This window comes from Novosphingobium sp. (assembly GCF_036820275.1).
Lineage (GTDB): Bacteria > Pseudomonadota > Alphaproteobacteria > Sphingomonadales > Sphingomonadaceae > Novosphingobium.
Genome location: NZ_DAISLT010000062.1, coordinates 1 through 23841, shown reverse-complemented (window position 1 = coordinate 23841; position 23841 = coordinate 1). Strand labels below are relative to the sequence as shown.

Annotated in this window: 19 protein-coding genes and 1 pseudogene; 14 read left to right on the top strand and 6 right to left on the bottom strand. The window is 63.4% G+C overall.

Going from position 1 to position 23841, the window contains the following annotated elements; genetic code table 11:
* The 4 genes from V7066_RS27280 to V7066_RS27265 form a co-directional block, all read left to right on the top strand.
* Positions 1-364: zincin-like metallopeptidase domain-containing protein (locus V7066_RS27280; protein WP_334186068.1), on the top strand; the 364-nt coding region annotated here is incomplete at its 5' end.
* Positions 361-765, top strand: coding sequence for a DUF2958 domain-containing protein (locus V7066_RS27275; RefSeq protein ID WP_334186067.1), 405 nt, complete (start codon positions 361-363; stop codon positions 763-765). The genes V7066_RS27280 and V7066_RS27275, both read left to right, overlap by 4 nt.
* Before the next feature lie 103 nt (positions 766-868).
* Complete coding sequence (locus V7066_RS27270) at positions 869-2845, top strand: ParB/RepB/Spo0J family partition protein (RefSeq protein WP_334186066.1); 1977 nt, start codon at positions 869-871, stop codon at positions 2843-2845.
* Positions 2846-3037: 192 nt separating this feature from the next.
* Positions 3038-3259, top strand: a complete 222-nt coding sequence (locus V7066_RS27265) for a hypothetical protein (protein WP_334186065.1) — start codon at positions 3038-3040, stop codon at positions 3257-3259.
* Between the two features lie 54 nt (positions 3260-3313).
* Here the strand turns inward: V7066_RS27265 and V7066_RS27260 are convergent, their stop codons facing one another.
* From V7066_RS27260 to V7066_RS27250, 3 genes are all read right to left on the bottom strand, one after another.
* Positions 3314-3529 carry a hypothetical protein gene (locus V7066_RS27260; protein ID WP_334186064.1) on the bottom strand — a complete coding sequence of 72 codons (216 nt, stop codon included), beginning with the start codon at positions 3527-3529 and terminating at the stop codon, positions 3314-3316.
* 231 nt (positions 3530-3760) lie between these two features.
* The gene (locus V7066_RS27255) at positions 3761-3988 is read right to left on the bottom strand and encodes a hypothetical protein (RefSeq protein ID WP_334186063.1); all 228 of its coding nucleotides are present in this window, start codon (positions 3986-3988) and stop codon (positions 3761-3763) included.
* 346 nt (positions 3989-4334) lie between these two features.
* The gene (locus tag V7066_RS27250) at positions 4335-4568 is read right to left on the bottom strand and encodes a hypothetical protein (protein WP_334186062.1); all 234 of its coding nucleotides are present in this window, start codon (positions 4566-4568) and stop codon (positions 4335-4337) included.
* A gap of 894 nt (positions 4569-5462) precedes the next feature.
* Here V7066_RS27250 and V7066_RS27245 point away from each other — a divergent pair.
* The 7 genes from V7066_RS27245 (at position 5463) to V7066_RS27215 (ending at position 11969) form a co-directional block, all read left to right on the top strand.
* Positions 5463-5783: a DUF736 domain-containing protein gene (locus V7066_RS27245; protein WP_159832197.1), complete on the top strand. Its 321-nt coding sequence runs from the start codon at positions 5463-5465 to the stop codon at positions 5781-5783.
* A gap of 306 nt (positions 5784-6089) precedes the next feature.
* Complete coding sequence (locus V7066_RS27240; protein ID WP_334186061.1) at positions 6090-6317, top strand: helix-turn-helix domain-containing protein; 228 nt, start codon at positions 6090-6092, stop codon at positions 6315-6317.
* Complete coding sequence (locus V7066_RS27235; protein ID WP_334186060.1) at positions 6310-6894, top strand: S26 family signal peptidase; 585 nt, start codon at positions 6310-6312, stop codon at positions 6892-6894. Before V7066_RS27240 ends, V7066_RS27235 begins: the two co-directional genes overlap by 8 nt.
* Positions 6894-7805 (top strand): lytic transglycosylase domain-containing protein, encoded by a 912-nt coding sequence (locus V7066_RS27230; protein ID WP_442947388.1) that lies wholly within the window; start codon positions 6894-6896, stop codon positions 7803-7805. The genes V7066_RS27235 and V7066_RS27230 overlap by 1 nt, the downstream gene beginning before the upstream one ends.
* A 330-nt stretch (positions 7806-8135) precedes the next feature.
* On the top strand, positions 8136-8495 hold the full coding sequence (locus V7066_RS27225) for a hypothetical protein (RefSeq protein WP_334186058.1): 360 nt from the start codon (positions 8136-8138) through the stop codon (positions 8493-8495).
* 385 nt (positions 8496-8880) lie between these two features.
* Positions 8881-10875, top strand: coding sequence for a relaxase/mobilization nuclease RlxS (gene rlxS, locus V7066_RS27220; protein WP_334186057.1), 1995 nt, complete (start codon positions 8881-8883; stop codon positions 10873-10875).
* 320 nt (positions 10876-11195) lie between these two features.
* Complete coding sequence (locus V7066_RS27215; RefSeq protein ID WP_334186056.1) at positions 11196-11969, top strand: hypothetical protein; 774 nt, start codon at positions 11196-11198, stop codon at positions 11967-11969.
* A 241-nt stretch (positions 11970-12210) separates the two neighbouring features.
* Here the strand turns inward: V7066_RS27215 and V7066_RS27210 are convergent, their stop codons facing one another.
* The 3 genes from V7066_RS27210 to V7066_RS27200 all read right to left on the bottom strand — a co-directional run bounded on the left by V7066_RS27210 (position 12211) and on the right by V7066_RS27200 (position 14737).
* Positions 12211-12369 (bottom strand): hypothetical protein, encoded by a 159-nt coding sequence (locus tag V7066_RS27210; protein ID WP_334186055.1) that lies wholly within the window; start codon positions 12367-12369, stop codon positions 12211-12213.
* Positions 12370-12584: 215 nt separating this feature from the next.
* Positions 12585-13493 (bottom strand): alpha/beta hydrolase, encoded by a 909-nt coding sequence (locus tag V7066_RS27205; protein WP_442947387.1) that lies wholly within the window; start codon positions 13491-13493, stop codon positions 12585-12587.
* Positions 13494-13789: 296 nt separating this feature from the next.
* On the bottom strand, positions 13790-14737 hold the full coding sequence (locus tag V7066_RS27200) for an alpha/beta hydrolase (protein ID WP_334186053.1): 948 nt from the start codon (positions 14735-14737) through the stop codon (positions 13790-13792).
* 533 nt (positions 14738-15270) lie between these two features.
* On the opposite strand from V7066_RS27200, the pseudogene tnpA reads away from it, so the two are divergent.
* From tnpA to V7066_RS27185, 3 genes and pseudogenes are all read left to right on the top strand, one after another.
* A pseudogene (tnpA, locus tag V7066_RS27195) lies at positions 15271-15686 on the top strand (IS200/IS605 family transposase).
* Positions 15687-15833: 147 nt separating this feature from the next.
* Complete coding sequence (locus V7066_RS27190; RefSeq protein ID WP_334186052.1) at positions 15834-17777, top strand: ATP-dependent nuclease; 1944 nt, start codon at positions 15834-15836, stop codon at positions 17775-17777.
* Positions 17778-17994: 217 nt separating this feature from the next.
* The coding region (locus tag V7066_RS27185; protein WP_334186051.1) for a DUF3320 domain-containing protein at positions 17995-23841 on the top strand (5847 nt) is incomplete at its 3' end.

Below are 23841 nucleotides of genomic sequence, written 5' to 3'. Positions count from 1 at the left end.
GCTGGGCCGCGACCTCGCGAATGGGTTCGGGTCGAAGGACTACGCCCGCGAGGAACTCGTGGCGGAAATGGGTTCGGCCTTCCTTTGTGCCTCGCTCGGCATCGTGCCGACCGTGCGCCATGCCGACTACATCGGCGCATGGCTGGACGTCCTGCGCGAGGATGCCCGCGCAATCTTCCGTGCCGCCTCGATGGCCAGCAAGGCGGCGGACTGGTTGCTGGCGCGCCATGCCGCAGCCGATGCCGAAGTGGCGGAGGATATTGCGGCAGGTCTCGGGCTTGGCGCGGGCACCGAACCGCGAACGGACGCCGATGGGCTGGCGCAGCCGGATTCGCGAACGGACGAGGGGAGGGCGGTGTCATGAAGCTGCTGTCTCCCGGTATTCGCTCGCTGCTCAGCGCCAACTTCAAGCATTGCGTCCGCAGCCCGCGTTTCGATCCGTTTCCGCTGGTCCGCCTGTTCAATCCCGCGGGCCGCGCGGTCTGGCTGGTCAGCGAACTCTATGCCGATGACGACACCCTTTATGGGCTGGCCGACCTCGGCTTCGGCTGTCCGGAACTCGGCATCTTCTCGCTGCGCGAGATCGAGGCCATCGACCTGCCGCTTGGGCTGAAGATCGCGCGCGATCTCGCCTTCGCGACCCGGCACCGCCTGTCGGTCTGGGCCGAGGCATCGCGGCTTGCCGGGTCGATCCCCGATGCCGCCGATCTCTTGAACCGCCTGACCCGCGAGGACCCGGGCGCCATCAGGCTTCTGCCCCGCTGAGGGGCCGATGACGCGGGCTGGCGTTTTCCTGCCCATCTGAAAGCCGGTCCACCATATCCCATCACGAACGGGTGGACCGGCACTCTCTTGAGGAGTGCTATCCATGGAACTCGAATTCATCGCCCTTGGCAACCTTGCCGTCAGCAAGTCCAATATGCGTTACGCCCGCAAGGCTCCGGACGTTTCCGACATCCTGCCGACCGTACGGGCGCGCGGCGTCCTCCAACCGATCCTCGTGCGCCCCAGCGGCGCGCCCGGCGAAGACGGGCAGCACTATGAAATCGTCGCCGGATGCCGCCGCTTCCACGCCGCCCTGATCGTCGCCGCCGAGCGGGAGGAAGCCCGCATCGGGGCAGGCGAGCCGGATGGGCCTGACGGGCCGGAGTCTGGCGCAGGCATGCTGCCCTGCGCCGTGCTCGACGAGACGGACGATGCCAGCGCGGTCGAGGCCTCGCTCATAGAGAACATCGCCCGGCTCGATCCGGACGAAGTCTCGCGCTGGGCCTGCTTCACCCGGCTGGTGAAGGAAGGGCGCAGCATTGCCGAGATCGGTGCGACCTTCGGCCTGCCCGATCTGGCGGTGCGCCGCGCGCTGGCGCTCGGCAACCTGTTGCCGCGTATCCGCGACATGTACCGGCGCGAGGAAATCGATGCCGTGACCATCCGCCATCTGACGCTGGCTTCGAAAAGCCGGCAGAAGGCCTGGCTCGCGCTGGTGGATGATCCCGATGCCTATGCGCCGCGCGGGCATCAGCTCAAGTCGTGGCTGTTGGGTGGGTCGTCGATTTCCACGCGGCATGCCCTCTTCGATGTCGCGGCCAGCGGGCTTGCGACCGTATCCGACCTGTTCGGGGAGGATGCCTATTTCGCGGAAAGCGAAGCCTTCTGGACCTTGCAGAATGCCGCCATCGCGGAGCGCCGGGCGGCCTTGATCGACGCAGGCTGGTCCGATGCCGTGATCGTCCCTGCGGACGAGCACTTCCATTCGTGGGAATACGAGAAGACCGCCAAGCGCAAGGGCGGGCGAGTCTATCTCGATGTGCGCGGGAACGGCGAAGTCGTCGTCCACGAGGGCTATCTCTCGCGCAAGGAAGCGGCGCGTCTCGCCAAGAGCGGGAACGCGGGACCGGAGGGCGAAGGCGACAAGCCGGTGCGCGCCGAACTCACCTCGCTCACCCAGACTTACGTGGACCTCCACCGCCATGCCGCCGTGCGGACGGAACTGCTCGGCAGTCCCCGCCTCGCCCTGCGGCTGATGGTGGCGCACGTCATCGCCGGGTCGGCGCTGTGGCGCGTTCTGCCCGAGCCGCAAGCGGTGAAGAGCGATGCCGTGCGGCAGAGCCTCGACGAAAGCCGCGCGGAGGCCGTGTTCGATGCGCGGCGGCGCGAGGTTCTCGCCGCACTGGGCCTCGACGGTGATGATGCCACCGTATCATCCAGCGGCTATGGCCACGGCGCGCCGGGCCGGAATGTCCGCAGCCTGCTCGCCCGCCTCGTGCCGCTGCCCGATGCCGAGGTGCTCGATGTTCTTGCCCTCGTCATGGGCGAGACGCTTGCCGCTGGAACCCCGGAAATCGAAGTGCTCGGTCCCATGCTGGGTCTCTCGATGGCCGACTGGTGGGAGGCGGACGACGCTTTCCTCGATGGCCTGCGCGACCGCGAAGTGCTGCTCGCGATGGTCGCGGAAGTGGCGGGCGAACAGATCGCTGCCGCCAATGCCAAGGAAAAGGGCAAGACCCTGAAAGCGATCATCCGCGCGCATCTTGCAGGCGAGGGCGGCCGGACGAAGAAGGAAGGCTGGGTGCCGCGCTGGATGGCTTTCCCGCCGTCGGCCTACACGCCGCGCGGCGGCGTCGGCACGGTGGCGGCCCATGCCCGGGCTTTTGCGGAACCGGATGGGGAATCGCCGGACGGGGAGCCGGAAGAGGACGAAGAGGGACCGGCCAGCGAGGCTGATGAGGCTGACGGCAGCGGTACGCCGGATGCGGAGATGCCGGATGGCGATTCGCCCGAATCCGGGGTGACGGACCCCGAATTCGATCCCGGTACCGGCGGGGGCGGCGAGCGTCTCGCGGCCTGAAGAAAGATCGCCCGGGGGCGGAGTTTCCCGCCTCCGGGCAATCCCATTGTTTTATGGGGGGAGCAGCTGAAAAATTCGCGGCGGGGCCGCGCCCTTGGCGGCGCGGCCCCGCCGCTAACATAAAATGTTCATTGCCCTGTTCCCTCCGGAGCGCCACCGTTGCGGCTCGGGGGACCATGAGGGGACATACCGATGGGCGAAGTTCACGTGATCGAAAAGCTCGTCACCCGGCTCTCGCCGGAGCCGGTCTGCGACGAATGCATCAGCCAGACCCTGGGGCTTTCGCCGCCGGGGGCCGGGGAACCGAATGCCGGGCACATCGTGCGCGAACTGGCGGGATCGAACGGGTTCGAACGCCGCAAGGACACCTGCAGCCTGTGCGGCGAAACCCGCCTGGTGACGCGGCAGAAGTGATCGCCTCGCCGCCCGGTGGGGCCGCCTGCGCTCTAGCGCGCACCTGATTTGTAATCAGGCGAGGCCGGGTCCGCTTTGCGGTTCGTCGCGGCGCCAGCGCGTCTTGCTCATCCGCCGAATGCCGGTGCCGCAATGCACGCATTGACCGACGTAGCACAGGCCGTCCCAGAAGACCGTGCCGTGTTCCGGACGGTGGCGGTCGAACCGGCAGCGCAGCGTCTGAAGCCGGAAGGGCGGCAGCTGAAGGCTTGGCAGAATGATCGATTTCAAGAGGCGTATCCTTCGGGTCCGGGCCGCATCCCGCGCCCGCCATCAGGAGGATTGCCCCTTAACCGATGCTGTCGAACGGCGTCAGGATCGCCTGCCGATACACTATGGCATGCTGCGATAGTGTCGCAGGCCCGCTCGTCCCTGCGCGCTCCGTCGCCGCCCGCTTCCCCGCCCGCTTCCCCATTGCCGCGGTCGCCTCGGCCCCCGCGAACAGGGTGGTGATCCCGCCGATCAATGCTGCGGCGTCTTCATGCCGTCGGCCGCCGCTTTTACCGAGACCGCCCAGGCCCTGAGGTAATGCGCGCGCGGCTTGTACCGCTCGCCTGCCTTCAGATGGACCATCGCTGCGTGGCCCAGCGACTGCGAAATTTCGGTCGCGGTGCAGACCCCTTTTTCCTCGAGCAGTCCCGCGATCGCGGCCAGCGCGCTTCCAAAAGCAAACACGGCGTCTTCGTCCATCGCATGTCTCCCGGCATCGATCGGTGCCGGGGACAATCTGCCTGACGGGTCCGCGAAGCGCCATCGTCCATGCGGTCCAAGGCGGGCCGATACCCTATCGGTGGGCGATCGGACCCACCGGCCGGATTTGAGCGCAGGTGCAGGCCGCATGCCGATCGGCGCAGGCGGGCGCGTGCCACAGCCGCTCCGCCGAAAGCCGGTTTCGATAATCGGGCGCCGCCGCTAGCGCGCGGCATGCGGCCCGGGCTCAGCCCCCTTTGTCCGGGTCGCAGCCAGGCCATGTTCGACCGCCTCATGCGCCGTCAGGCGCTATTTCGTCACCACTTCACATATTGGAAAGCGGCCGTCAGGCGAGCTGGAAGCGCGCCGAATGACTCTGCTCACCGCCCCCTGAAACGCCGCGCTGGACGGCGCAGAGACGGCGGGCGCCTTGCCACAGTTCGGCTGCACGTCCGGACCTCAGTTCGGCGGCTTTGCGGTGCGCGGTGACCAAGGCATCGGCCGCATCCTCGGCGCCGAAATCGAGGCGCAGGGCGCCGGCATTCCCCTCGTCGGGGAACTTCAGGGTGTAGATGTCCATTCCAGGCTCCTCCAGCCGCTTCGGTCGTGTTTCCCGACCTGGTCGCGCCCGCGCTAGATAGCATTGTTCTGTGTCAACTTCGCGATACCCAATTCGGGTGAGACTGGCGGATCTTGCTTCGCGCGCTGCGCTTCCCCCTGCCTGCTGCCGTCTTTCCCGTCGTCCCTGCCGTCGCTTGCCGCAGTCCACGCCGCGCCGTCATGGCGTCGCAAGCCACCGCGCCCGCTTCTCCTTTGCCGAAGCGAGCGGCGGCGCGTTCCGGATGGATGCAGGGCCGAAAGCAGGTGCCGGAAGGGGCCTCTCGTCGGCCGGATCCCGATGGGGCTGCGCATCAGGCTTCGTCGCCCGCGTCCGGCTCGAGCGCCCGGGGATGGGCTGCGCGGCGGGAGGGCGAATCGCGGTGGCCGCGAGGTGGAGCGACACGTCGCTGCGGCCCGGCGTTATCTCGCCGCATGCAGTATCCCGGCGCCAAGTCGCCCGCCGCCCGAAGGAATGCGGTAGGTCCGTGCCCCGTCAGGCCGTGCGAGCGGGGAGTGATCGATCGCCGCGAAATCGCCGGCCGCAAGCCGGGCGAAGCCAGCTGGCCGCGCGCATGGGACCTATCCGATTGCCGGCATCTTCCGTGCTCCCGAGCCCGGGTGCCCGCACCCATTCCCGGATCCGAAAGGCAATGACCTGGAAGCGGTCGCGGTCCCGCCGAAACCATCGCGCGGCAACTTATTTCCCCGACCGCGTGGCGGTCTCCTCGCGGGCGCTTCGCTCGCAAATAAGCCGCCGGCTCCGGTCCTTCGCATGCGCTTCGGCCCAAGGGTTCGCGGGCCCTGGCGAGCCGTTCCTGCCGGTCTGCCATCGTCCGGGGAATCGGTCCGGGACGACCCAGTCAGGAGACGAACAATGCCTGCAATCGGATATGTCACGCGCGATGGCCACAGCTTCAAGGGCCAGCTTCGCACCCTCTCGATCCGCGCCGAGATCGAGATCACCCCCAACGCGCGCAAGACCAGCGATGCCCAGCCCGACTACCGGGTTTCCTCGGGCGGGGTCGAGGTCGGCGCCGGGTGGCTGCGCCGCAGCGAAAGCTCGGGCAACGACTACGTGTCGCTCAGCCTCGCGGCCCCGGAATTCGGTCCCCGCCGGCTCTACGCCAATCTCGGGCGGGCGGCAGGCCGGGACGACGAGGACAGCTTCGCGATCATCTGGAATCCGGCCGACTGAAGCCCCATCCGCCCGCCGCTTTCGGCCCCGCATCCGCCCCGGATGCGGGGCCGCTCGATCTGCGGTCATCGCAGAATACTGCGGCCGGAGGCATGGTCAAAAAGCCGCTTGAAGGTGGTCTCGGTGATCGCGTTCCGGCTCCCGTTCCCGGCACGATCGGCGTCAATTTCCAGGCGGGAAAGGCGAGAGCGGAGAGAGGGTCGAAAATCGACATGTCGATTATCGACCCTGCCGCCGCCCGTATTTGCCCGTCATGCACGGTGCCGCGCAGGCACGCGTTGCCTGCCTCGCAGGGAGCGAAAAATCATGACCGACGACGCTGAAATCCGCGCGCAGGCGGCGCGTGAAGTGTGCCCTTTTCTGAGCGCCAAGCAGACCGCTTTCCATCTTGGTATCTCGCCCAATACGCTGCGAGGGATGCGCCTTGCTGGAAAGGGGCCGAAGGCCCGCCGCCATGGTCACAACTGGCGCTATCACATCGACGATATCGAGACCTGGTCGCTTGCCCGCGGCGGGGGAGAAGGCGATGTCTGACTCCCGCAACCTGCCGCTTTTCGCCTGGGGCGAAGCGCTTCGTGCCGCGCGCGCAGACCGCGCCCGGCTGCGCCGCCGCGCTGCTTGCGCCGTCCTCGGGATCGGTTTGCTCGGCGCAACGCTGGCCCTTCCTCCCGTGCCGCGCCTGGTCTGGAACCACAGTGCCAGCGCGCCGATCGGGCTCTACCGCGTCGTGCCCGGCGCGAATCTCATGCCCGGCGACATGGTGGTCGCATGGCCGCCCGAACATGCCCGCGCGCTTGCCGCGCGCCGGCATTATCTTCCCGCCGGAGTGCCGCTGGTGAAGCGGGTCGCCGGCGCCGCGGGCGACAGGATCTGCGCGCGCGGAGCCGCGGTTACGCTGAACGGCGCACCCGCGGCGCGCCGCCTCTTCGCCGATCCCTCGGGCCGCAGGCTGCCGTCATGGGAGGGCTGCCTCCGCCTTCAGCAAGGCAGCTATCTCCTGCTCATGAACCGGCGTCCCGACAGCTTCGACGGCCGCTACTTCGGGCCGACGCAGGAGCGCGATATTCTCGGGAAGGCGGTGCCGCTATGGCTGCCCGGAGAAGGGCGGTGATGCGCCGCCGACCGGGGTGGAGGGAGCAGGCCGCCGCGCCCGGCCGGGTGCTCCCGCTGCCGCTGCTGGCATTACCGGGAATGGCTCGGACAGGCATTCGGGCCGTCTCGTTGATATCTGCGCTGATATCCGCGGTGCTGGGTGCGTTCGCCTTCGGTTTGTTCGCCGGCGATCCCGCGCTCGCGGGCGAGCCGGTCGGCACCGGTCGCTGGCGGGCCGAGATAGCCGAGGCTTCGGCGCGTTTCGGTGTCCCGGCCGTGTGGATCGAGCAGGTCATGCGCACCGAAAGCCGGGGCCGCACGATCAAGGACGGGCGGCCGATAACCTCCTCGGCGGGAGCGATGGGGCTCATGCAACTGATGCCCGCGACATGGGGCGAGCTTCGCGCCCGGCTTGGTCTGGGCCGCGATCCCCATGCCCCGCGCGACAACATCCTGGCCGGCACGGCGTACCTCCGGGAGATGTACGATCGCTTCGGCTATCCCGGCCTGTTCGCGGCCTACAATGCCGGGCCTGCGCGCTATTCCGCCTCGCTCGCGAGCGGCCGTCCGCTCCCGGCAGAAACGCGCGCCTATCTTGCCGAAGTGGTGGCCGGAGTGGGAGCGGCAGCGGCAGCGCCGGGTAAGTGGTCGGCAACGGCGAGGGTGACGGCCTCGACGGCAACAGAGGCAAGGCCGGACTGGGCAGCTCGAAGCGGTGCGCTGGATCGCCCGGGAACCGGACAGCAGACAATCTTTGTCGCACTGCGGCGGGCGGCTGCGGAAAGCGAACTCTCGCAGGCCCGGGAAGGAGGCGAGACATCGCCTCCGGCTCGCTTGCAGGCGGACGCTCCGGCCGGAAATTCTGGAGGTGAGATGCTCCGGCGGGGCGCTCGATCCGACCCGTTGTTTGCCGTCCGGGCGGTGCCGTGATCGCGAGCGGGGCGGGTGGCCGCAGGTGTTTTCAGGTTGGAGCCCAGGCCCAGAACGCATGCTAGGACGAGAGGTCAGCCGCCCTCCTCGAATTCCCAGCATGACGGCCTCTGCGGCGGCTGTAAAGGCCGGCGGCCCCTCCAATTTTGCCCCAGCAAATGAGCGCGCTGCGCGCGCGAGTTTGTTTGTTTTCCTGGAACAAAATCGGTTCCTCCGCCGCCGCTTCGCGGCGCACCGGCTGAAGCCGGCGCGGCCCTGACAGCCACCGCGCCGACCGTCCGACGACAGGGGTCCTCGATGGACGAGGACGCTCTTGCGTAGGAGGTTGCTATGACGGACTGGACGGACATTGGCGTGGCTGCGGATCGGGTGCTCGCGGGGCTTGTGGCGGGGCTCGAGCTGGAGTTCGGGCGCGGCGCGGGCGAGGCGCTCGCAGCACGGTTTCTGGAGGCGGAGGAGAGCGATTTCGTCTGGGAGGCGCGGATGTGCGAGCGGTGGCTGGGCGCGTGGGAGCCGCAAGGCGATGAGGCACTCGAGCTCGATCGGGTCGCGGTGCTCGGATGGCTGGACGGAGCGTGGTTCGCGGGCGTGAGCATCGTGGACGGCGAGGGGCGCGCGCACGGGTTGGTGGCGCGGCGGGAATGCCCGAGCGAGCGGGAAGCGCGCGAAGCCTACGCAGCCTTGCGATGAGGCGAGGCGGGGCGCGTGGCCCGGGGCGCACGGGTCTTTCGGGACCTTTGCGCCCCGGCCCCTTTTCTGGTCGTTCGGCGGAACCGGGACGGGTGAGGAGGGCGCCGAGGCGGGCAGCGAGACGTGGGGGCATGGAGCGGCGAGGGTTTCGAAGGGGCCAGCGTGAAGGCCGGGGCGCGTAAGGCAAGATGAAAGTTATGGCACCATTCGCCCATAACCTGTTGTCTGCACATCGTTTTTATGAGGATTTTCTGGCACTAGTCCGTTCCGGACAGTGCCGGCTTGGCCGATGGTCCAGCATTCCTGCGGGTCAGGATGGCACCGGTTTCCAGATTGGGGCGCAGCAGGCAGGCTGGGGCGGATTATCGCATCGAAAGGTCCGGCGATGGAGGATGACGACCACTTCACACCCAGGCTCGGCCGCCAGAAAGCGCGCGGAGGCAAGGGGCAGCGGCACTATCTCGGCAAGGTCCTGGCGGCGGCAAATCTCGCCCGGGGAAGGTCCGTAGGCGGGCTTGGCAAGAGTAGTTTTTCGGGGAGCCGGATCGGGCGCGGCGCGGGCGTCGGCCGGGTCCTTTCCAGCAGGGGGGCGGGCGGGCCGTGCAGGCGGCGCGCCGTGGTGAAGACGAGTATCGTCAAGCTTGCCGGCAAAGGCGCAAAGGCGGCAGCGGCGCACCTGCGGTATCTCCAGCGCGATGGGACCACCCGCGAGGGCGAACGCGGCAAGCTTTATGGGGCGGAACGCGATGCCGTCGACGGCAAGGAATTCCTGGCGCGGGGCGAGGGCGATCGGCACCAGTTTCGCTTCATCGTCTCGCCCGAGGACGGCCATCAATACGAGGACCTGAAACCTCTGGCCCGCAGGCTCATGGCGCAGATAGAAGAGGACCTTGGAACGAAGCTCGACTGGGCGGCGGTCGATCACTTCAATACCGCCCATCCGCACACCCACATTGTCATTCGCGGCAAGGATGGTGACGGCAAGGATCTCGTCATTGCCCGGGACTACCTGACCCGGGGAATTCGCGAGCGCGTTTGCGATCTGGTTGAACTCGATCTTGGACCGCGAACCGACCGGGAGATTGCCGACAGCCGACGTGCCGAAATCGGCCAGGAGCGGCTCACCTCGATTGATCGCGCGCTGCTGCGCGATGCCGGTGCAGTGCGGGAGGTCGCCGCCCGTGCGGCCGATCCATTCGAGCAATCGCTTCGCGCCGGGCGGCTGGCGAAGCTTCAGCGCATGGGGCTTGCCGAACCGCTGGAGGGCGATCGTTACCGTCTCGCTGCGGGGATGGAAGAGACGCTGCGAACCATGGGGGAACGGGGGGACATAATCCGGACCATGCAGCGCGATTTCTCCGGCCTGGAAATGGAGCGGTTCGGTGCCGATCAGGTGATCTACGATCCGGCCGCGGATGGTGCGCGGCCGCTGCTCGGAAGGGTTGTCTCTCGCGGGCTCTCCGACGAGCAGGAGGACCGGCAGTACCTGATCGTCGATGCGGTCGATGGTCGCAGCCACTATGTTGCAGTCGGTAAGGGGGTGCTCGCCGGTCTCGATGAGGGTGATGGCATTGGTCGCGGCGCCGTGGTGCGGATCGAGCCGCTGCGCGCGTCGGTGCGCGAGGTCGACAGGACAATCGCTTCGATCGCGGCCGCCAATGGCGGTCACTATGACGCCGCGCTGCATTTGCGGCACGATCCGACCGCCACGCAGAGCTTTGCCGAGACCCATGTTCGGCGGCTTGAAGCCATGCGGCGCGAGAGCGGGCTGGCGGAGCGTGAACCGTCCGGGAGGTGGGTGATTTCTGGCGATCACCTGGAGCGGGTTGTGACATGGCAATCGCAGCGGCTGAATGATCGCCCTGTAGCCGTGGAGTTGTTGTCGCGTGGGACGGTCAAAGATCTTGCGAGCATGGAAGCGGCGACCTGGATCGATCGGGAGATCGCTTCCGGCCACGAGGCTACGGCTCGTGAGGCAGGCTTTGGGGCGGAACTAGCAGAGGCGCGCGCGCTGCGGCGGCAGTGGCTTCTGGCGCAGGGTTTTGCTGCCGAGGGAGAGGGCGGGATGGTCTTTTCCGAAGGCATGCTCGAGGCGTTGCGCAGGCGGGAACTGTTTCGCGTGGGGGCACATCTGTCGGGCGACCTCGACATGGCGTTCCGGGAGGCTCGGCAGGGCGAGAAGATCGAGGGAATCTATCGGCGCTCTGTGGAGCTGGTAAGCGGGCGTCATGCACTAATTGAGCGGAGCCGGGATTTCACACTCGTTCCGTGGCGGCCAGCATTGGAGCGGCACGTCGGCAAATCAGTGTCTGGGCTGGTTCGGGCGGAAGGAGTGAACTGGGCCATTGGGCGAGGCCGGACTTCGCAGGGGATTTCTTGACCCGGGGGAGCTTCGAAACTTGCTTGTCGCATATCGTTCATCGGCGTTACGGTAAGGTGCCTTTGAACGGAGCGGCTGCAATGTTGGACGATCCGGAACGTCTCCTAACAAGCCCCAGGTGACCCGAAGCGGCCGTTCATTCAGAAGCGTAGCGCGCTTGCTTTGGGAGCAAGATGTCGAGGCGGCTGCGTTGGACAGTCCGGAATGCCTCCCTTCGCGGATCGATTGTGCCAAAGTTGCCGTTCATTCGGCTGATCGGGTCACTCACCGTCTATACTGAGGCTATGAAAGAACGAGAAAAGCCCAGGGATCGCACGCCGTTGTACGACGCGATGTCCGCCTGGCGGCCGGCTGTCGGGATGTTGCTGAAAAGGGGAAACAGGCCAACCGAGCTGCAAGGGATTGGAACCTGTTTTCTCGTTACTTACGAGCGGGTTCCGTTCCTAGTCACCGCACTTCACAATTTGGACGAGTTCAGGAAAGGCGATACTCTCGATATCTGGTTCGACGGCATAGTCTTTCCGCTCGAGCAGGTCGGTTTCGTCCCGTCGATCGAGGACGACCTTGCGGTCGCCTGGTTCGACTGGGAAGCGGCGCTCGCGTGCGCAGAGCGGAGCGACCCGGCCGGCACTCCCTATGATACCTGGCTGGCGCGGGTGACGACACTTCTCGAAAGTGCCATCGAAATTGAATCCTCGACCGACGGCGCCGTTCGGGATTTCGGGCTACTGGGATTTCCGGGCAGCCGAAACGTGCTTTACTTCCAACCCGGCAAGCCGGTTACTGCGGAAATGTTCGCGATTACATTCGACCTGCTGGGTATCGGTAGAGATTCCGACGGCGAGTTTGAAAAACTCTATTTCGGCTACAAGGAAGGCGCGCACCGTGTTCCGTCAGCCAAGGGGCTGAGCGGAAGTCCCGTGATCGGCCTGGTCCCGGGATTGGAGGAAGGCACGTTTCGCGCGGCTTTATGGGCCGTCGCTGTGAAGCGCTTCACGTCCGAGGGGGTGATTGTCGGCGTCTATGTCTCGAAGGTGATAAGCCTCCTCGACAGGACAGTCGCGAAAATTCACGAAGCCATGCAATCCGCTTGAACACGGACGATTGGCTGGCCTTACAATCGTTGGGCAAGCCGGAGCCCGTAAACTGGCTCGTCCGCGATCTGGCTGCCGTTACTTCGACTTCCTGGTTGCCCAGGCAGCCGGCAATGCGGGCAGCTTTTTCTCGATCACCGCCTCTTCCTGGGGGCACAATCGAGAGCCTAGCTAAAAGCGGCGGTCAGCGAGGCTGCCTTGAAATATTGAACCGCCAGGAGCTGGCCTTCGAGAATATTGCTCAGCCTTCGAGCTCGAGGAGGTGCGCGTAAGCCTCCTGCACCAGTTCCTGCGCCTCGTCGCGCGAGCGGCAAATGCGAAGCGCGACGGCGTGAAAGCGCCGTTCAAGCGGAAGAACGTGCTCGGCGAGCCATATGTCGATAGGGCGAACGATGGACACGGAAGGGCGATGCTTACCTGAGAAGTCTGGCGCTCCTATGGGCAGCAAATTTCATGTTCGTGACACTACGAACTTTACTCGCCCCACTGCTGTAGACCCTTCCCAGTCATTCAGTGCTCCAATTTCACTCCCCAGCATCGAACCGTCAGCTTTCCCATCGTCCTACCGAGAGGATGTCCGTGAAGAGAGACCTTCCGGTTTCGGGCGCTCACTAGTCAGGGGGTTGTCTTTCTGGTCAGGAATCCCTGCATAGAAAGCCAAGCGAGGAATTCGTCTAGCACGAGCGTTGTCGTGGTGTTTGGCTTTCCGAGCCCGAAACCATGGCTTCCCTGCTGATAGCCATGAATTTCTACAGGCCGCTTGGCAGCGAGCCAGGCCTGCGCAATTGGAAAGCCCATCGAGGGAAACAGGGGATCGTCGAGAGCGATTGCATCGAACATCGGCGATGCGTCTGCCGGAACGTCGATCTTAGCCTGCGGGCCATAGATGTACCCGAAGAAAGCAGGTCGTTCGCCCGACTTTGCGGCAAGGACGGTCTGGAGCGAGGTCATGGCGCCCGCCGAAAAACCGATCATGCCGACGCGGGCGGGGTCCACGCCCCACTTGCCGGCATGATCGCGCACCATCTTCAGTGCGGCAAGGCCATCTTCAGTCGCCTTCGGATTGGTCAGCACCGGTTGCTTGGTCGGATCGGGAATGCCCTCCATCATCTTGGCCCAGACATATTTCCCGGCTTCGGCTTCATCCTTGGGGGTTGGCAGGAGGCGATATTTCAGAACGAACGCGGCAATACCGCGGTCTGCAAGGGCCTGAGCTACATTCCAGCCCTCGTGCGACATGGAAAGCGCCATGAAAGCGCCGCCGGGCGCCACGATCACAGCGGCGCCGGTCGCTTTGGCGGGATCGGGAAGAACCGGGGTCAAGGTGGGCCGAGTGACATTGCGGACCGCATAGTCCTTACCGAAGTATCGGGCCCAGTTCTCGTTAGCGGCAGTTCCCGGGGTATTGGTGCCATAGAGCGGGAGAGCACCCGTCTCGACCGGCGCGCTTGCCGGAGCGGGTGTAGGATAATCGGCAGGCTGCGCAGCAGCACTCCCTGCTGCTGCTACGCATGCTGTTACCATAACAAAACATGCGGATTTGCCAGTTGCCATTCACCATCTCCCCTGTTGTTGGGAAGGTGAATGACATCTACAAACGTAAAGGGTCAAATACGTTTATTTTGCAATCCCATAGTAAATTTCTATACCTCCGTGCCTTGCGCTCATGCTTGCTGGTCGGCTGTGACAACCAATGCATCGTGAAATCACGCCTGACATGAACAAGCTACGATGCACCGCAGCTGCGCGGATGAAGAACCGACCCTTCCCAGACGCTTAGTGCTAAAACCTTCCTTCCCAGCAGCCGACTGGCCGCTATCCTACTGGCGACGCCCGACAGTGACCGGCAGCAGGTACTTCAGCCCGTGGGTGAAGCCACGCGGCGCGGCGCTGACGTGATCTTCGTCATTGAGAACTTCCGTCTGCAAATGCAGCGAGGGATATTTGCGGGATCGCAGGATCTGATCCATGTCCTTGGTATCAGTCACCATGTTGGCGGATATGGAAAAGCGCGCATCGCCCGGCCGTGTCTCTTCGTATTCGCCGATGTACATGTAGACCCGCGCGGGCAAGTCGTCATGGCTGGCTGTGTAGGCACGTGCCTGATTCACCATATAATGATGATCATACCAGAACGAGGGGCTCCCTAGAACGTAGCCGTCAAACAGGCCAGGTTCGCTCAGCAGGATCTGCATGCCTAGCAGTGAGCCGTATGAATGGCCCAGAAAAATCCGCCGCTTTTCGTCCGTCCGGTAGCGTTGAGATACAAAAGGCAGCACTTGGTCCCGGACGTAGGTTTGATAGGTCTTCGCTTGACCGAGCACCGCCCCCTTCGGCGATCCGGCAGGACCGTTCTCCGTCGGTGTGTAATCGCGGCGGCGGCTTTCCATTCCGCCTTCTCCCTTTGCATAGGAGAGCCCGACGAGGATGAACTCTTCGATCGTCGGCCCCTCGACATTGAGACGGCGCCCGATCTGCTTGAGCAGTGGAAACGCGTAATCGGCGTCCGTCGCATATATCACCGGGTATCGACGCTCAGGCTGTGTGCGATAGGACGGCGGCAGGGCCACGAAGACCTGATAGCTTCGTTGCGATGCGGGATCGGGTACGTCCCACACCTCGCTTTCGGTGACCTCGTAGGGCAGCCCGTCCCCTCGTTGTACCGCAACGCCGGGCGTCTCTTTTGCCTGGGCCTGTTCCGTGGGCGCGTCAGTGCACGCGGTGAGCATGTTGGCGCAAAGGCCGATGAAAAGGATTTGCTTCAACACTGCTGCCCCCCGGCTAAACAATTTCGAGCTTAAATTCCGACAGCCCTCAGTCGAAATAATATGTAACAACGACAATGCATTAGCAGTCGCTCAGATGATTGTCTTGGTCATGCCAGCCCTGAGGAAAGGCGTTTCGTCGCATCGCTTGCAAAATCGGATTGGCAATTTCATCGCCATCAAGAGTATTCGAATGAAATCAAAATGATATTAAGTCAGGCCCTGAGAGGGGGCAGAATCGACGGAAGTGCCGTTCGGACTGACCGAAACGGATGGTAGGTAAATCGCCTCAGTTGGGGTCGTTCGGGATGTAACTAGCTATTCCAAAAGCCGCCGCTCGTCGACCGCGAAGGCAACAAAATTGGCAATTTTGTTGGAGCAATAATCGTTTAGAGTCCTCTTCGGGGAGGAACCCCTCCGACTTCCAGTCGGATACTGGCTTCAGCCGTAGACTCGCGTGCAAGCCTGTAACCTCGGGAAAAACGGAAGACCGCCTGAAGGGCGTAAGTCTTCCGTTTTTCCCGAGGTTACAGGCTATGCGCTACAAGAGCGGTTGTCACACGACATTCCATCATCGCTACCATCTCGTCTGGGCGCCCAAGTATCGCTTCAAGGTGCTCCATGGCGACGTGCGCCTGCGGGTCCGGGAAATTATCAGGTCTCCGCCGAGATGGGCGTGACGATCATCAATGGAGCGCTGTCAAAGGACCACGTGCACATGTTCGTCGGAATCCCGCCGCATGTCTCCGTCAGCGACTTTGTGCGCAGAGCCAAGGGGCGTTCGTCGCGGAAAATTCAACAGGAGTTTGAGCACATCCGCAAGCGGTATTGGGGGCAACGTTTCTGGCAACGCGGCTACTTCTCGACCACCTCCGGCAACATCACCGATGACATCATCATGCGGTATCTCGACAAGCATACCCACAAGGATGGCTTCAGCCCCACCGCATGATCCTACCGGCGTCAGCCGGTCAGTTATTCAGTTTCAGTTACATGGCCCTTACACCCGTTTCAGACTACCCAAAAACGCCATACTGGACGTGATTCTCCCTAGCGCAGCGTGGGCGATCGTGGTTGAAGCCCAGATGGGGGACGACAAATGTTCATAGAATCTATCCGAATCAAGAACCTTCGGGCTTACAGCGACGAAACGGTCGAGTTCGCGCCTTATACCTGCATGGTCGGAGCAAATGGCGCGGGAAAATCTACGATCCTATGCGCCCTCAACATCTTCTTCCGTGAAGCAGAGAATTCCGCGACGAATCTCAGCAACCTCGACAAGGAGGATTTTCACAGCGGGAATACCGAGGCCCCGATCGAGATCACGATCACCTTCAAGGGGCTTTCTGCCGACGCTCAGCAGGACTTTGCGGGCTATTATCGCCAAAACGCCCTCATCGTGACTGCCAAGGCTATTTTTGATCCAAGTGCCGGATACGCATCGGTAAAGCAATTTGGCAATCGGATGGGCTTCGAAGAATTCAAGCCATTCTTCAAGTTGCTCGGCGATGGTGGGAAGGTGGCCGACTTGCAGGCTGTCTTTGTCGAGCTTCGCGCGAAGTATCCAGACATTGCGACTGCGAAGACCAAGGACGCGATGATCGCCGCATTGGGTGATTACGAAACCGAACGCCCAGATCAGTGCATCCTCATACCGAGCGAAGATCAATTTTATGGCGTGAGCCAGGGCCAGGGCCTGCTGAGAAAGTACCTGCAATGGGTCTATGTGCCAGCAGTGAAAGATGCAGCGGGCGAACAATCCGAAGGAAAGAATACCGCGCTCGGGAGATTGCTGGCTCGAACGGTGCGTGCGAAGATGAACTTTGCGGAAAAGCTCTCAGATTTACGAAGTGAAGTTGAGGAAAAATATCGGGCGATGTTAGCTGCAGAGCAGGGCGCATTAGATGATATATCGGGCGATCTGCAAAAGCGATTAGCGGAATGGTCCCATCCAGAAGCCACCGCAAAACTGAACTGGCACCAAGACCCAAAATCCTCTGTTCGCATCGAAGAGCCAATGGCCCGCCTACTCGCGGGCGATGCTGAATTCGAGGGATCGATCGCGCGCTTCGGACACGGGCTTCAGCGGTCCTATATTATTGCTCTTTTGCAGGGATTGGCGGCAGATGGAGACCAAAATGCACCAAAGTTGCTCCTCGGCGTTGAGGAGCCTGAACTCTATCAGCACCCACCTCAGGCTCGACACCTGGCAGCAGTGCTTCAGGCGCTGAGCGAGAACAATTCGCAGGTAATCGTTTCTACCCACAGCCCGTACTTTGTCGATGGCGCAGGTTTTGACCGCGTCCGTTTGGTGCGGAAAGTCAAAGATCAGAAACATGCCGTTGTGCGAACATGTACGATCCAACACTTGGGCGCCGAATATGCCCGAGTTACCGGGGAGCAGCCGACCCCGGTCGACGGTGTGATGGCTAAGCTTCACCAAGTCATGCAGCCGCACCTCAGCGAGATGTTTTTTTCGCCAAAGCTTGTGCTGGTCGAAGGTCTAGAAGATGCCGCCTACATCAATGCGTGGATGGTGCTGTCAGGCCGCTGGGAAAGTCTCAGAGGTAGCGGCGCCCATATCGTGGCGGTAAACGGAAAAAGTGAGCTCATCCGGCCGGCCATCATTGCGGCAAAGATGGAGATACCAGCCTTCGTCATTTTTGACTGCGACGGTGACAAGCTGACTCACGCTGACCCCGCTCGCGCGCACTCCATCAGGCAAGCGCATGAGCGTGACAACAAAGCTCTCTTCACTCTGGTTGGTGGCAACATCGGAGAGCCATTTCCGACTGTCATTCGGCGAGGTGATCGTTACTCTGCTTGGCCAGCCGACCTGGGGAAATGCATCGAGGCCGAAGCCGAAGCAAGCTGGAAAGCGGCAGGGAATGTGGCTTCCGTTTCATTGGGCGGGGTAAGCGGCTTGAAGAAAAACACGCTCCACATAAGCGCTCGACTCAAGGAACTACATCGGTTGGGCGTTGCAATGCCCACCCTAAATCAACTTTGCGATGACATTATCGCGTTCGCCGAGCCAGCATAATTGCCGCGAATCCGAAACACTCCAATCGAAATTTTGCCTGCAACGCTCTTGCCAATTGTCGTGCTTTGAATGGAAAACGGAATGGCCGCATCCACGGGACCAACCGAAAAGAAGTGTCGTTTGCTCAGCCACCTCTCCAAAAGATGCGTATAGACCGTGATTTTATCTTTTTTTAGCGAGCGCGCTTGGCTAGCCTTCCGTCTGGACGGGGGACTTCATGCACGATTCTAACGATCAGGATTTCACGGCAGTTATTCCTAGTGGCGAGAGTGTAACCGATCCGACAATCTCCGCAGACATTGCAGGTAGCTTCACTTATGCTTCCTATCAGAACGCAATACCCGTCATCCGGTCGATCGAGATAGACAACGCCGACGGACGACATCACGAAAGTATCCGCGTCGATCTCACCTCATCGCCAGCGTTTCTGCGCACCAAGTCCTGGACAATCGATCGGCTTGTACCGGGCGACAACCTCCCGCTTGGCGATCGCAAGGTCGATCTCGACGCTGACTATCTAGCCGGACTGAACGAAGCCGAGCGCGGCGAGATCACCCTGCGACTCTCGGCTGGTGATACGGTGCTCGACGAGCAACGCTTTCCCGTCCGCCTGCTCGCCCGCGACGAATGGGGTGGCGTCGCCGACATGGCACAATTGTTGCCTGCGTTTGTGATGCCCAATGACCCCGCTGTAGCCCGTATCCTGCGCAGCGCAGCCGACCGGCTGGCCGAGCATGGGCATCCCAGCGGGCTGGACGGCTATCAATCGGGCGATCCGCAGCGCAGCTACATGCTCGCTGCAGCGATCTATTCAGCCGTTGCTGCAATGGCGATCCATTATGCCGAGCCACCGGCCAGCTTCGAGGATCGCGGGCAGAAGGTCCGACGGCCCGCCACGATTGCGGAAGAGCGGCTAGGCACCTGCCTGGATACGACCCTTCTGATCGCTGCGGCCTTGGAAGGGGCCGGCCTGTATCCTTTGATCCTGATGTTCCATGGCCATGCGGCGGTGGGCGTCTGGCTGACGAAGCGGACCTTGGGCAACACGATCGAGACCGACCAGATGGAAGTTCGCAAGGCGATGGCGTCGCGCGAACTGATCGTGTTCGAGACGACCGGCGTCACCCATCGTCCGGCGATGGCCCTGGACGTGGCACAGCACGCTCTCGACCATCGCATGAGCGAAGAGGAAGCGCACGCCTTCGTCGCGGCCATCGATGTCCGACGCGCGCGAAGCGGCGGCATCACTCCGCTCGCCTCCCATGAAACATCGCAGCATGACGCTTCTGGGGAAGTCGAAGGTGCGGTGGCTGCAGCACTGTCGCTGCCTGCGGCCCCGTCTTTCAATGAACTGCCCGACCTTCAGGTCGAAGAGAAGCCGACGACTGCCGCCGGTCGTATCGACCGTTGGCAGAAGAAACTGCTCGATCTGACGCTTCGCAACCGGCTGCTGAACTTCCCGGAATCGAAGAAGACGATCCCATTCCTGTGCACTGATATCGCCTATCTCGAAGACAGGCTGGCGGACGGCGCTGCCATTCAGATCGTGTCATTGCCGCAGCAGAACCCCTTGGGCGAACGCGACGCGGCTTTGTATCGCGAGGTGCATGGCCGCGATCTCCAGCGCGGTTTCGCGGCCGAAGCCCTGCAACGGGACGAGTTGCCGTCACCGCTGGACGCGCCCCAGCTCGAAGCACGGCTGATCGATCTGTATCGCCAGGTTCGCAACGATTTCGCTGAGGGCGGCGCCAACACCCTGTTCCTGGCGGTCGGCTTTCTGCGCTGGAAGAAGAAGCCGGAAGACGAGCGCAGCTATCGCGCACCGTTGCTGCTGGTTCCCGTCAAGCTGGAGCGGCGAAGTGCAAGCGCCCCCTTCCGCCTGCGTTTCCACGAAGATGAGCCGCGCTTCAACGCGACGCTCCTCCAGTTTCTGGAGCGCGATTTCGACCTCAGGCTGCCGCAGTTCAGCGGAGATCTGCCGCTCGACGACAGCGGCGTCGATGTGCCTCGCGTGCTGGCGATGATGCGTCAGGCGGTGCGCGACGTTCCCGGCATGGAGGTTGTCGACGACACCGCGCTATCGACGTTCAGGTTCGCCAAATTCCTCATGTGGAAGGATCTGGTCGAGCGCACCGAGGAATTGCGCGAGAACCGGGTCGTCCGCCATCTGATAGATACGCCAGACAAGCCGTTCGGTTCGGATGAAAGCCAGCCCCCGATCCGTGACGAGCGTGAACTCGATCGCGCCTACGCGCCGGCGGACATCATAAGCCTGCTCCCGTCCGACTCCTCGCAAACCGCCGCCAGCCTGGCTGCGGCGGAGGGCCGCGATTTCGTGATCGTGGGACCGCCAGGCACGGGCAAGAGCCAGACCATCGCGAACATGATCGCCAATTGCCTGGCCGTAGGGAAGACGGTGCTGTTCGTGGCGGAAAAGACGGCCGCCCTCGACGTAGTCTATCGCCGATTGCGCGAACATGGGCTGGGCGACCAGTGTATCGAGCTTCATTCCAGCAAGGCCGACCGGCGTCATTTCCTGGCGCAGCTCAAGGCAGCGTGGGAACATGGCGAACGTATCGATCCTGCGGAATGGATTGCCGTCAACGAGCGGCTGAAACTGCGCCGTGATACGCTCAACGCCTATGTGGAGGCATTGCACAGGCCTTCGCCCAACGGCTGGACGCCCTATCTCGCACTCGGCGTCGCGTTGCGCGAGGCCGATGCCCCGGCCCCGGAGTTTGGCTGGCCACGTGGGCAGGTACATGACACGCAGACATTCGCGACCCTGGAAGAACTCGCGGGAGAGCTGGGCCTAGTCTTCGCGTCCGTCGAACGACGGCCAGCGCTGGATCTGGTCGATATCGAAGAGACCGGAGCATCGGGGCAAGATGAACTGATCGCCGCTGCGCAGTCACTGCGCAACGCCGCCGATCTGCTGATCGGTGCCCTCGACGCATTGCGCGGTAGTATCGGGCTTGGCGGCGGCAATCAGCCGGTTGGCGCCGAGATCGCGACATTCGCCGGCCTGGCTGAAGCGATGGAGGCTGGTCGCAACCGCGATATTTCCATCGCATTCGATCCCGGATTTGCGCGATCGGCGAGCGATCTGGCCGCGTTGACCGCCGCGATCGGCAAATATCGGGACGCTGAAAGGCAACTCGCCGCATCCTATCCGCTGGACGGTGTGCGGGCGATAGAAGCCGAGGCACTCGATCGCCAATGGCGCGAAGCGAATGCCTCCCTCTGGCCGTTTTCAGCGCTCGGCAAGCGCAAGGTATCGCACCTCCTCCAGAGCTATGCCAGTGGCGGTGCGGCCGACCCTGAAAGCGACCTGCCGCAGCTTCGCACTATGCAGGAGCAGTTGGCGGAGATCGAGGCAACGCCCTTGGCCAGTCGGCCGCTGCCGTTGGCTGGCCTCGATACAGATCTGGGCGCGATTGCTGACATCCTCGATCATGCAGCACGACTGCGCGCGGCGCTGCGTCTCGACGGTCGCGATGCCGGCGCGGTGGAGGCCGCCACCCAGCGGATCGCGACAGCCTTGCGCGAACGCGATCAAGGTGATCGCCTCTGGCAGGCCGGCGCCAAGCTGCTGGCGGCGCGGCAGGGCTTTGACGACGCGCGGAGCCGTTTCGCCAAAGCTGCGGGACGCAACATTGCGCTCGAAGCCACGCCGGACGCTCTGGCCACCCTCTCGGCATCGCTCATGGCGCTTGTGGATGCGCGTCATCTGCTGCGTGACTGGTCGGCTTGGTGCCGCGTCCGCAACCGGGCAATCGCTTCCGGGCTTGGCGCGCTGGTCGACCAGATCGAGGCTGGAGCCGTGGCCGCGGATGGCGCCCGCAAGGCGTTCCGGCTCGGCTATGCCCGCTGGTGGCTGCCCATGGTATTGGACAGCGATCCGGTGCTCCGCGATTTCCGGCGCTTCCAGCATGAGAACGCTATCGCCGAATTTCGCGAGATCGACGATCTGGTCCGCACCCATGCCACGGGCCGCGTGATCGGCGCTCTCGCGCACAACCTGCCTCCGGTGCAAAGCGTGCCGCGCAATTCCGAACTGGGCCTGCTGCGCTATCAGATGGAGTTGCAGCGTCCGAGCCAGTCGATCCGCGACATGATCGGCAAGATGCCGGAGACTTTCTCCAAGCTTGCCCCGTGCATGTTGATGTCGCCGCTGTCGATCGCGCAATATCTGCCGCCCAATCAGGCCTTGTTCGATGTCGTGATCTTCGATGAAGCCTCTCAGATCACGACCTGGGATGCGGTCGGCGCGATCGCGCGCGGACGCCAGACGATCATCGTCGGTGACCCCAAGCAACTGCCGCCGACCAACTTCTTTGGAAGCAACGACGATGACGAGGATGTCGCCGACCATGAGCGGGACATGGAGAGCATCCTCGACGAGGCGAAAGCCTCGGGCATCCCGGTTCGCGACCTGCGCTGGCATTATCGCAGCCGTAGCGAGTCCCTGATCGCCTTCTCCAACAACCATTATTATCAGAACCGGCTCGTCACCTTCCCGTCGCCTCAGGTGGACGACCGCGCGGTGCGTCTGCGCAAGGTGCCGAACGGCGTCTATGACCGCGGCAAGAGCCGGACCAACCGGATCGAAGCGCAGGCTGTCGCGGACGAGGCGGTTGCCCGCATGCGCGGATGGCTGGAACTTCCCGAAAAGAGCCGGCCGACGCTGGGAATCATTACCTTCAATGCCCAGCAGCAGTCGCTGATCCTCGATCTGCTGGATGTCGCCCGGCGTGATGAACCTGCACTCGAATGGTTCTTTGCAGATGAGCGGGTCGAGGCGACCATCGTCAAGAACCTGGAGAACGTACAGGGCGACGAGCGCGACGTCATCCTGTTCTCCATCACCTTCTGGAAGGATGCGGCAGGCAAGCTGACGATGGACTTCGGCGCGCTCAACCGCGATGGCGGCGAGCGCCGGCTGAACGTCGCCGTCACGCGCGCCCGGCAGGAACTGATCGTCTTTTCAGGCTTCACCGCCGACCAGATCGATCCGACGCGGACCAAGGCGCTGGCGGTGCATCACCTCAAGACCTTCCTCGACTATGCGGAGCGCGGCGCGATCGCCCTGCCGGCCCAGAACGCGGGTTCGATGGGCGGCTTCGATTCGCCCTTCGAGGAGGCCGTGGCCGCGCGGCTCGAACAACGAGGGTGGCAGGTCGTGCCGCAGGTCGGCATCTCGGGCTTTCGGATCGACCTGGGCGTTCGGCATCCGGACCTGCCCGGCGCCTATCTCGCCGGTGTCGAATGTGATGGCGCATCCTATCATAGCGCGGCGACCGCACGCGATCGCGACAAAGTGCGCGAACAGGTTCTGACAGGTCTCGGTTGGAACATGCTTCGCGTCTGGTCAACCGACTGGTGGTATGATGCCACCGGTTGCGCGGATCGGTTGTATGTGGCGCTGGAAGCGCTGCTGGAGACAAGCCGTGCGGCGGAACCAGACGGCAGCGTCACTGCACACTGGGACATGGGGCATGAAGTCGAGGGGATCGAGGAAATACGCGACGACGAAGCGGCGGCGCGTGTCGAAGAGGTAGTCCCCGCGCCCATGCCGATCGAGATCGAGCTGGTGTCGGCAGGGATTTCTGCCCCGGTCATGCCGGTCAGGATTACCGAAGCGACCCAGGCTCCCGCCCCGGTCACGATCGTATCAGATGATCAGGGCGACCGTTATCGCATCACCGATCTGACGCGGTTTGCAGCCGATCCGAATCAGTTTTTCGATTTCGCCTATCGGGATTCGTTGCGCGCAATGATTGCCGCCGTGATCGAAACCGAGAGTCCGCTGCGCACCGATATATTATGCCAGCGCGTCGCCCGCGCGCACGGCTGGCTGCGCACGGGCGGCAAGATCCGCGAGCGGATCGACATGCACTTGCGCGACTATGATCGGACCCGGGAATCGAGCGGCGAGTTCATCTGGAGGACTGGCGCTGTCGCGGATTTCCATCCCTATCGCCCTCCTCATGACGATGAAGCGCGCCGGGCGATCCCGGACATTCCGCTCGCGGAGCTATCGGCGGTCGTCCGGGACAATCAA

What these genes read in the sequence shown, in the direction of transcription:
- rlxS (WP_334186057.1), top strand. Translation starts at nt 8,881, where the DNA reads ATGGAGGATGACGACCACTTCACACCCAGGCTCGGCCGCCAGAAAGCG.
- V7066_RS27225 (WP_334186058.1), top strand. Translation starts at nt 8,136, where the DNA reads ATGACGGACTGGACGGACATTGGCGTGGCTGCGGATCGGGTGCTCGCG.
- V7066_RS27235 (WP_334186060.1), top strand. Translation starts at nt 6,310, where the DNA reads ATGTCTGACTCCCGCAACCTGCCGCTTTTCGCCTGGGGCGAAGCGCTT.
- V7066_RS27190 (WP_334186052.1), top strand. Translation starts at nt 15,834, where the DNA reads ATGTTCATAGAATCTATCCGAATCAAGAACCTTCGGGCTTACAGCGAC.
- V7066_RS27240 (WP_334186061.1), top strand. Translation starts at nt 6,090, where the DNA reads ATGACCGACGACGCTGAAATCCGCGCGCAGGCGGCGCGTGAAGTGTGC.
- V7066_RS27255 (WP_334186063.1), bottom strand. Translation starts at nt 3,988, where the DNA reads ATGGACGAAGACGCCGTGTTTGCTTTTGGAAGCGCGCTGGCCGCGATC.
- V7066_RS27250 (WP_334186062.1), bottom strand. Translation starts at nt 4,568, where the DNA reads ATGGACATCTACACCCTGAAGTTCCCCGACGAGGGGAATGCCGGCGCC.
- V7066_RS27275 (WP_334186067.1), top strand. Translation starts at nt 361, where the DNA reads ATGAAGCTGCTGTCTCCCGGTATTCGCTCGCTGCTCAGCGCCAACTTC.
- V7066_RS27265 (WP_334186065.1), top strand. Translation starts at nt 3,038, where the DNA reads ATGGGCGAAGTTCACGTGATCGAAAAGCTCGTCACCCGGCTCTCGCCG.
- V7066_RS27205 (WP_442947387.1), bottom strand. Translation starts at nt 13,493, where the DNA reads ATGGTAACAGCATGCGTAGCAGCAGCAGGGAGTGCTGCTGCGCAGCCT.
- V7066_RS27245 (WP_159832197.1), top strand. Translation starts at nt 5,463, where the DNA reads ATGCCTGCAATCGGATATGTCACGCGCGATGGCCACAGCTTCAAGGGC.
- V7066_RS27230 (WP_442947388.1), top strand. Translation starts at nt 6,894, where the DNA reads ATGCGCCGCCGACCGGGGTGGAGGGAGCAGGCCGCCGCGCCCGGCCGG.
- V7066_RS27270 (WP_334186066.1), top strand. Translation starts at nt 869, where the DNA reads ATGGAACTCGAATTCATCGCCCTTGGCAACCTTGCCGTCAGCAAGTCC.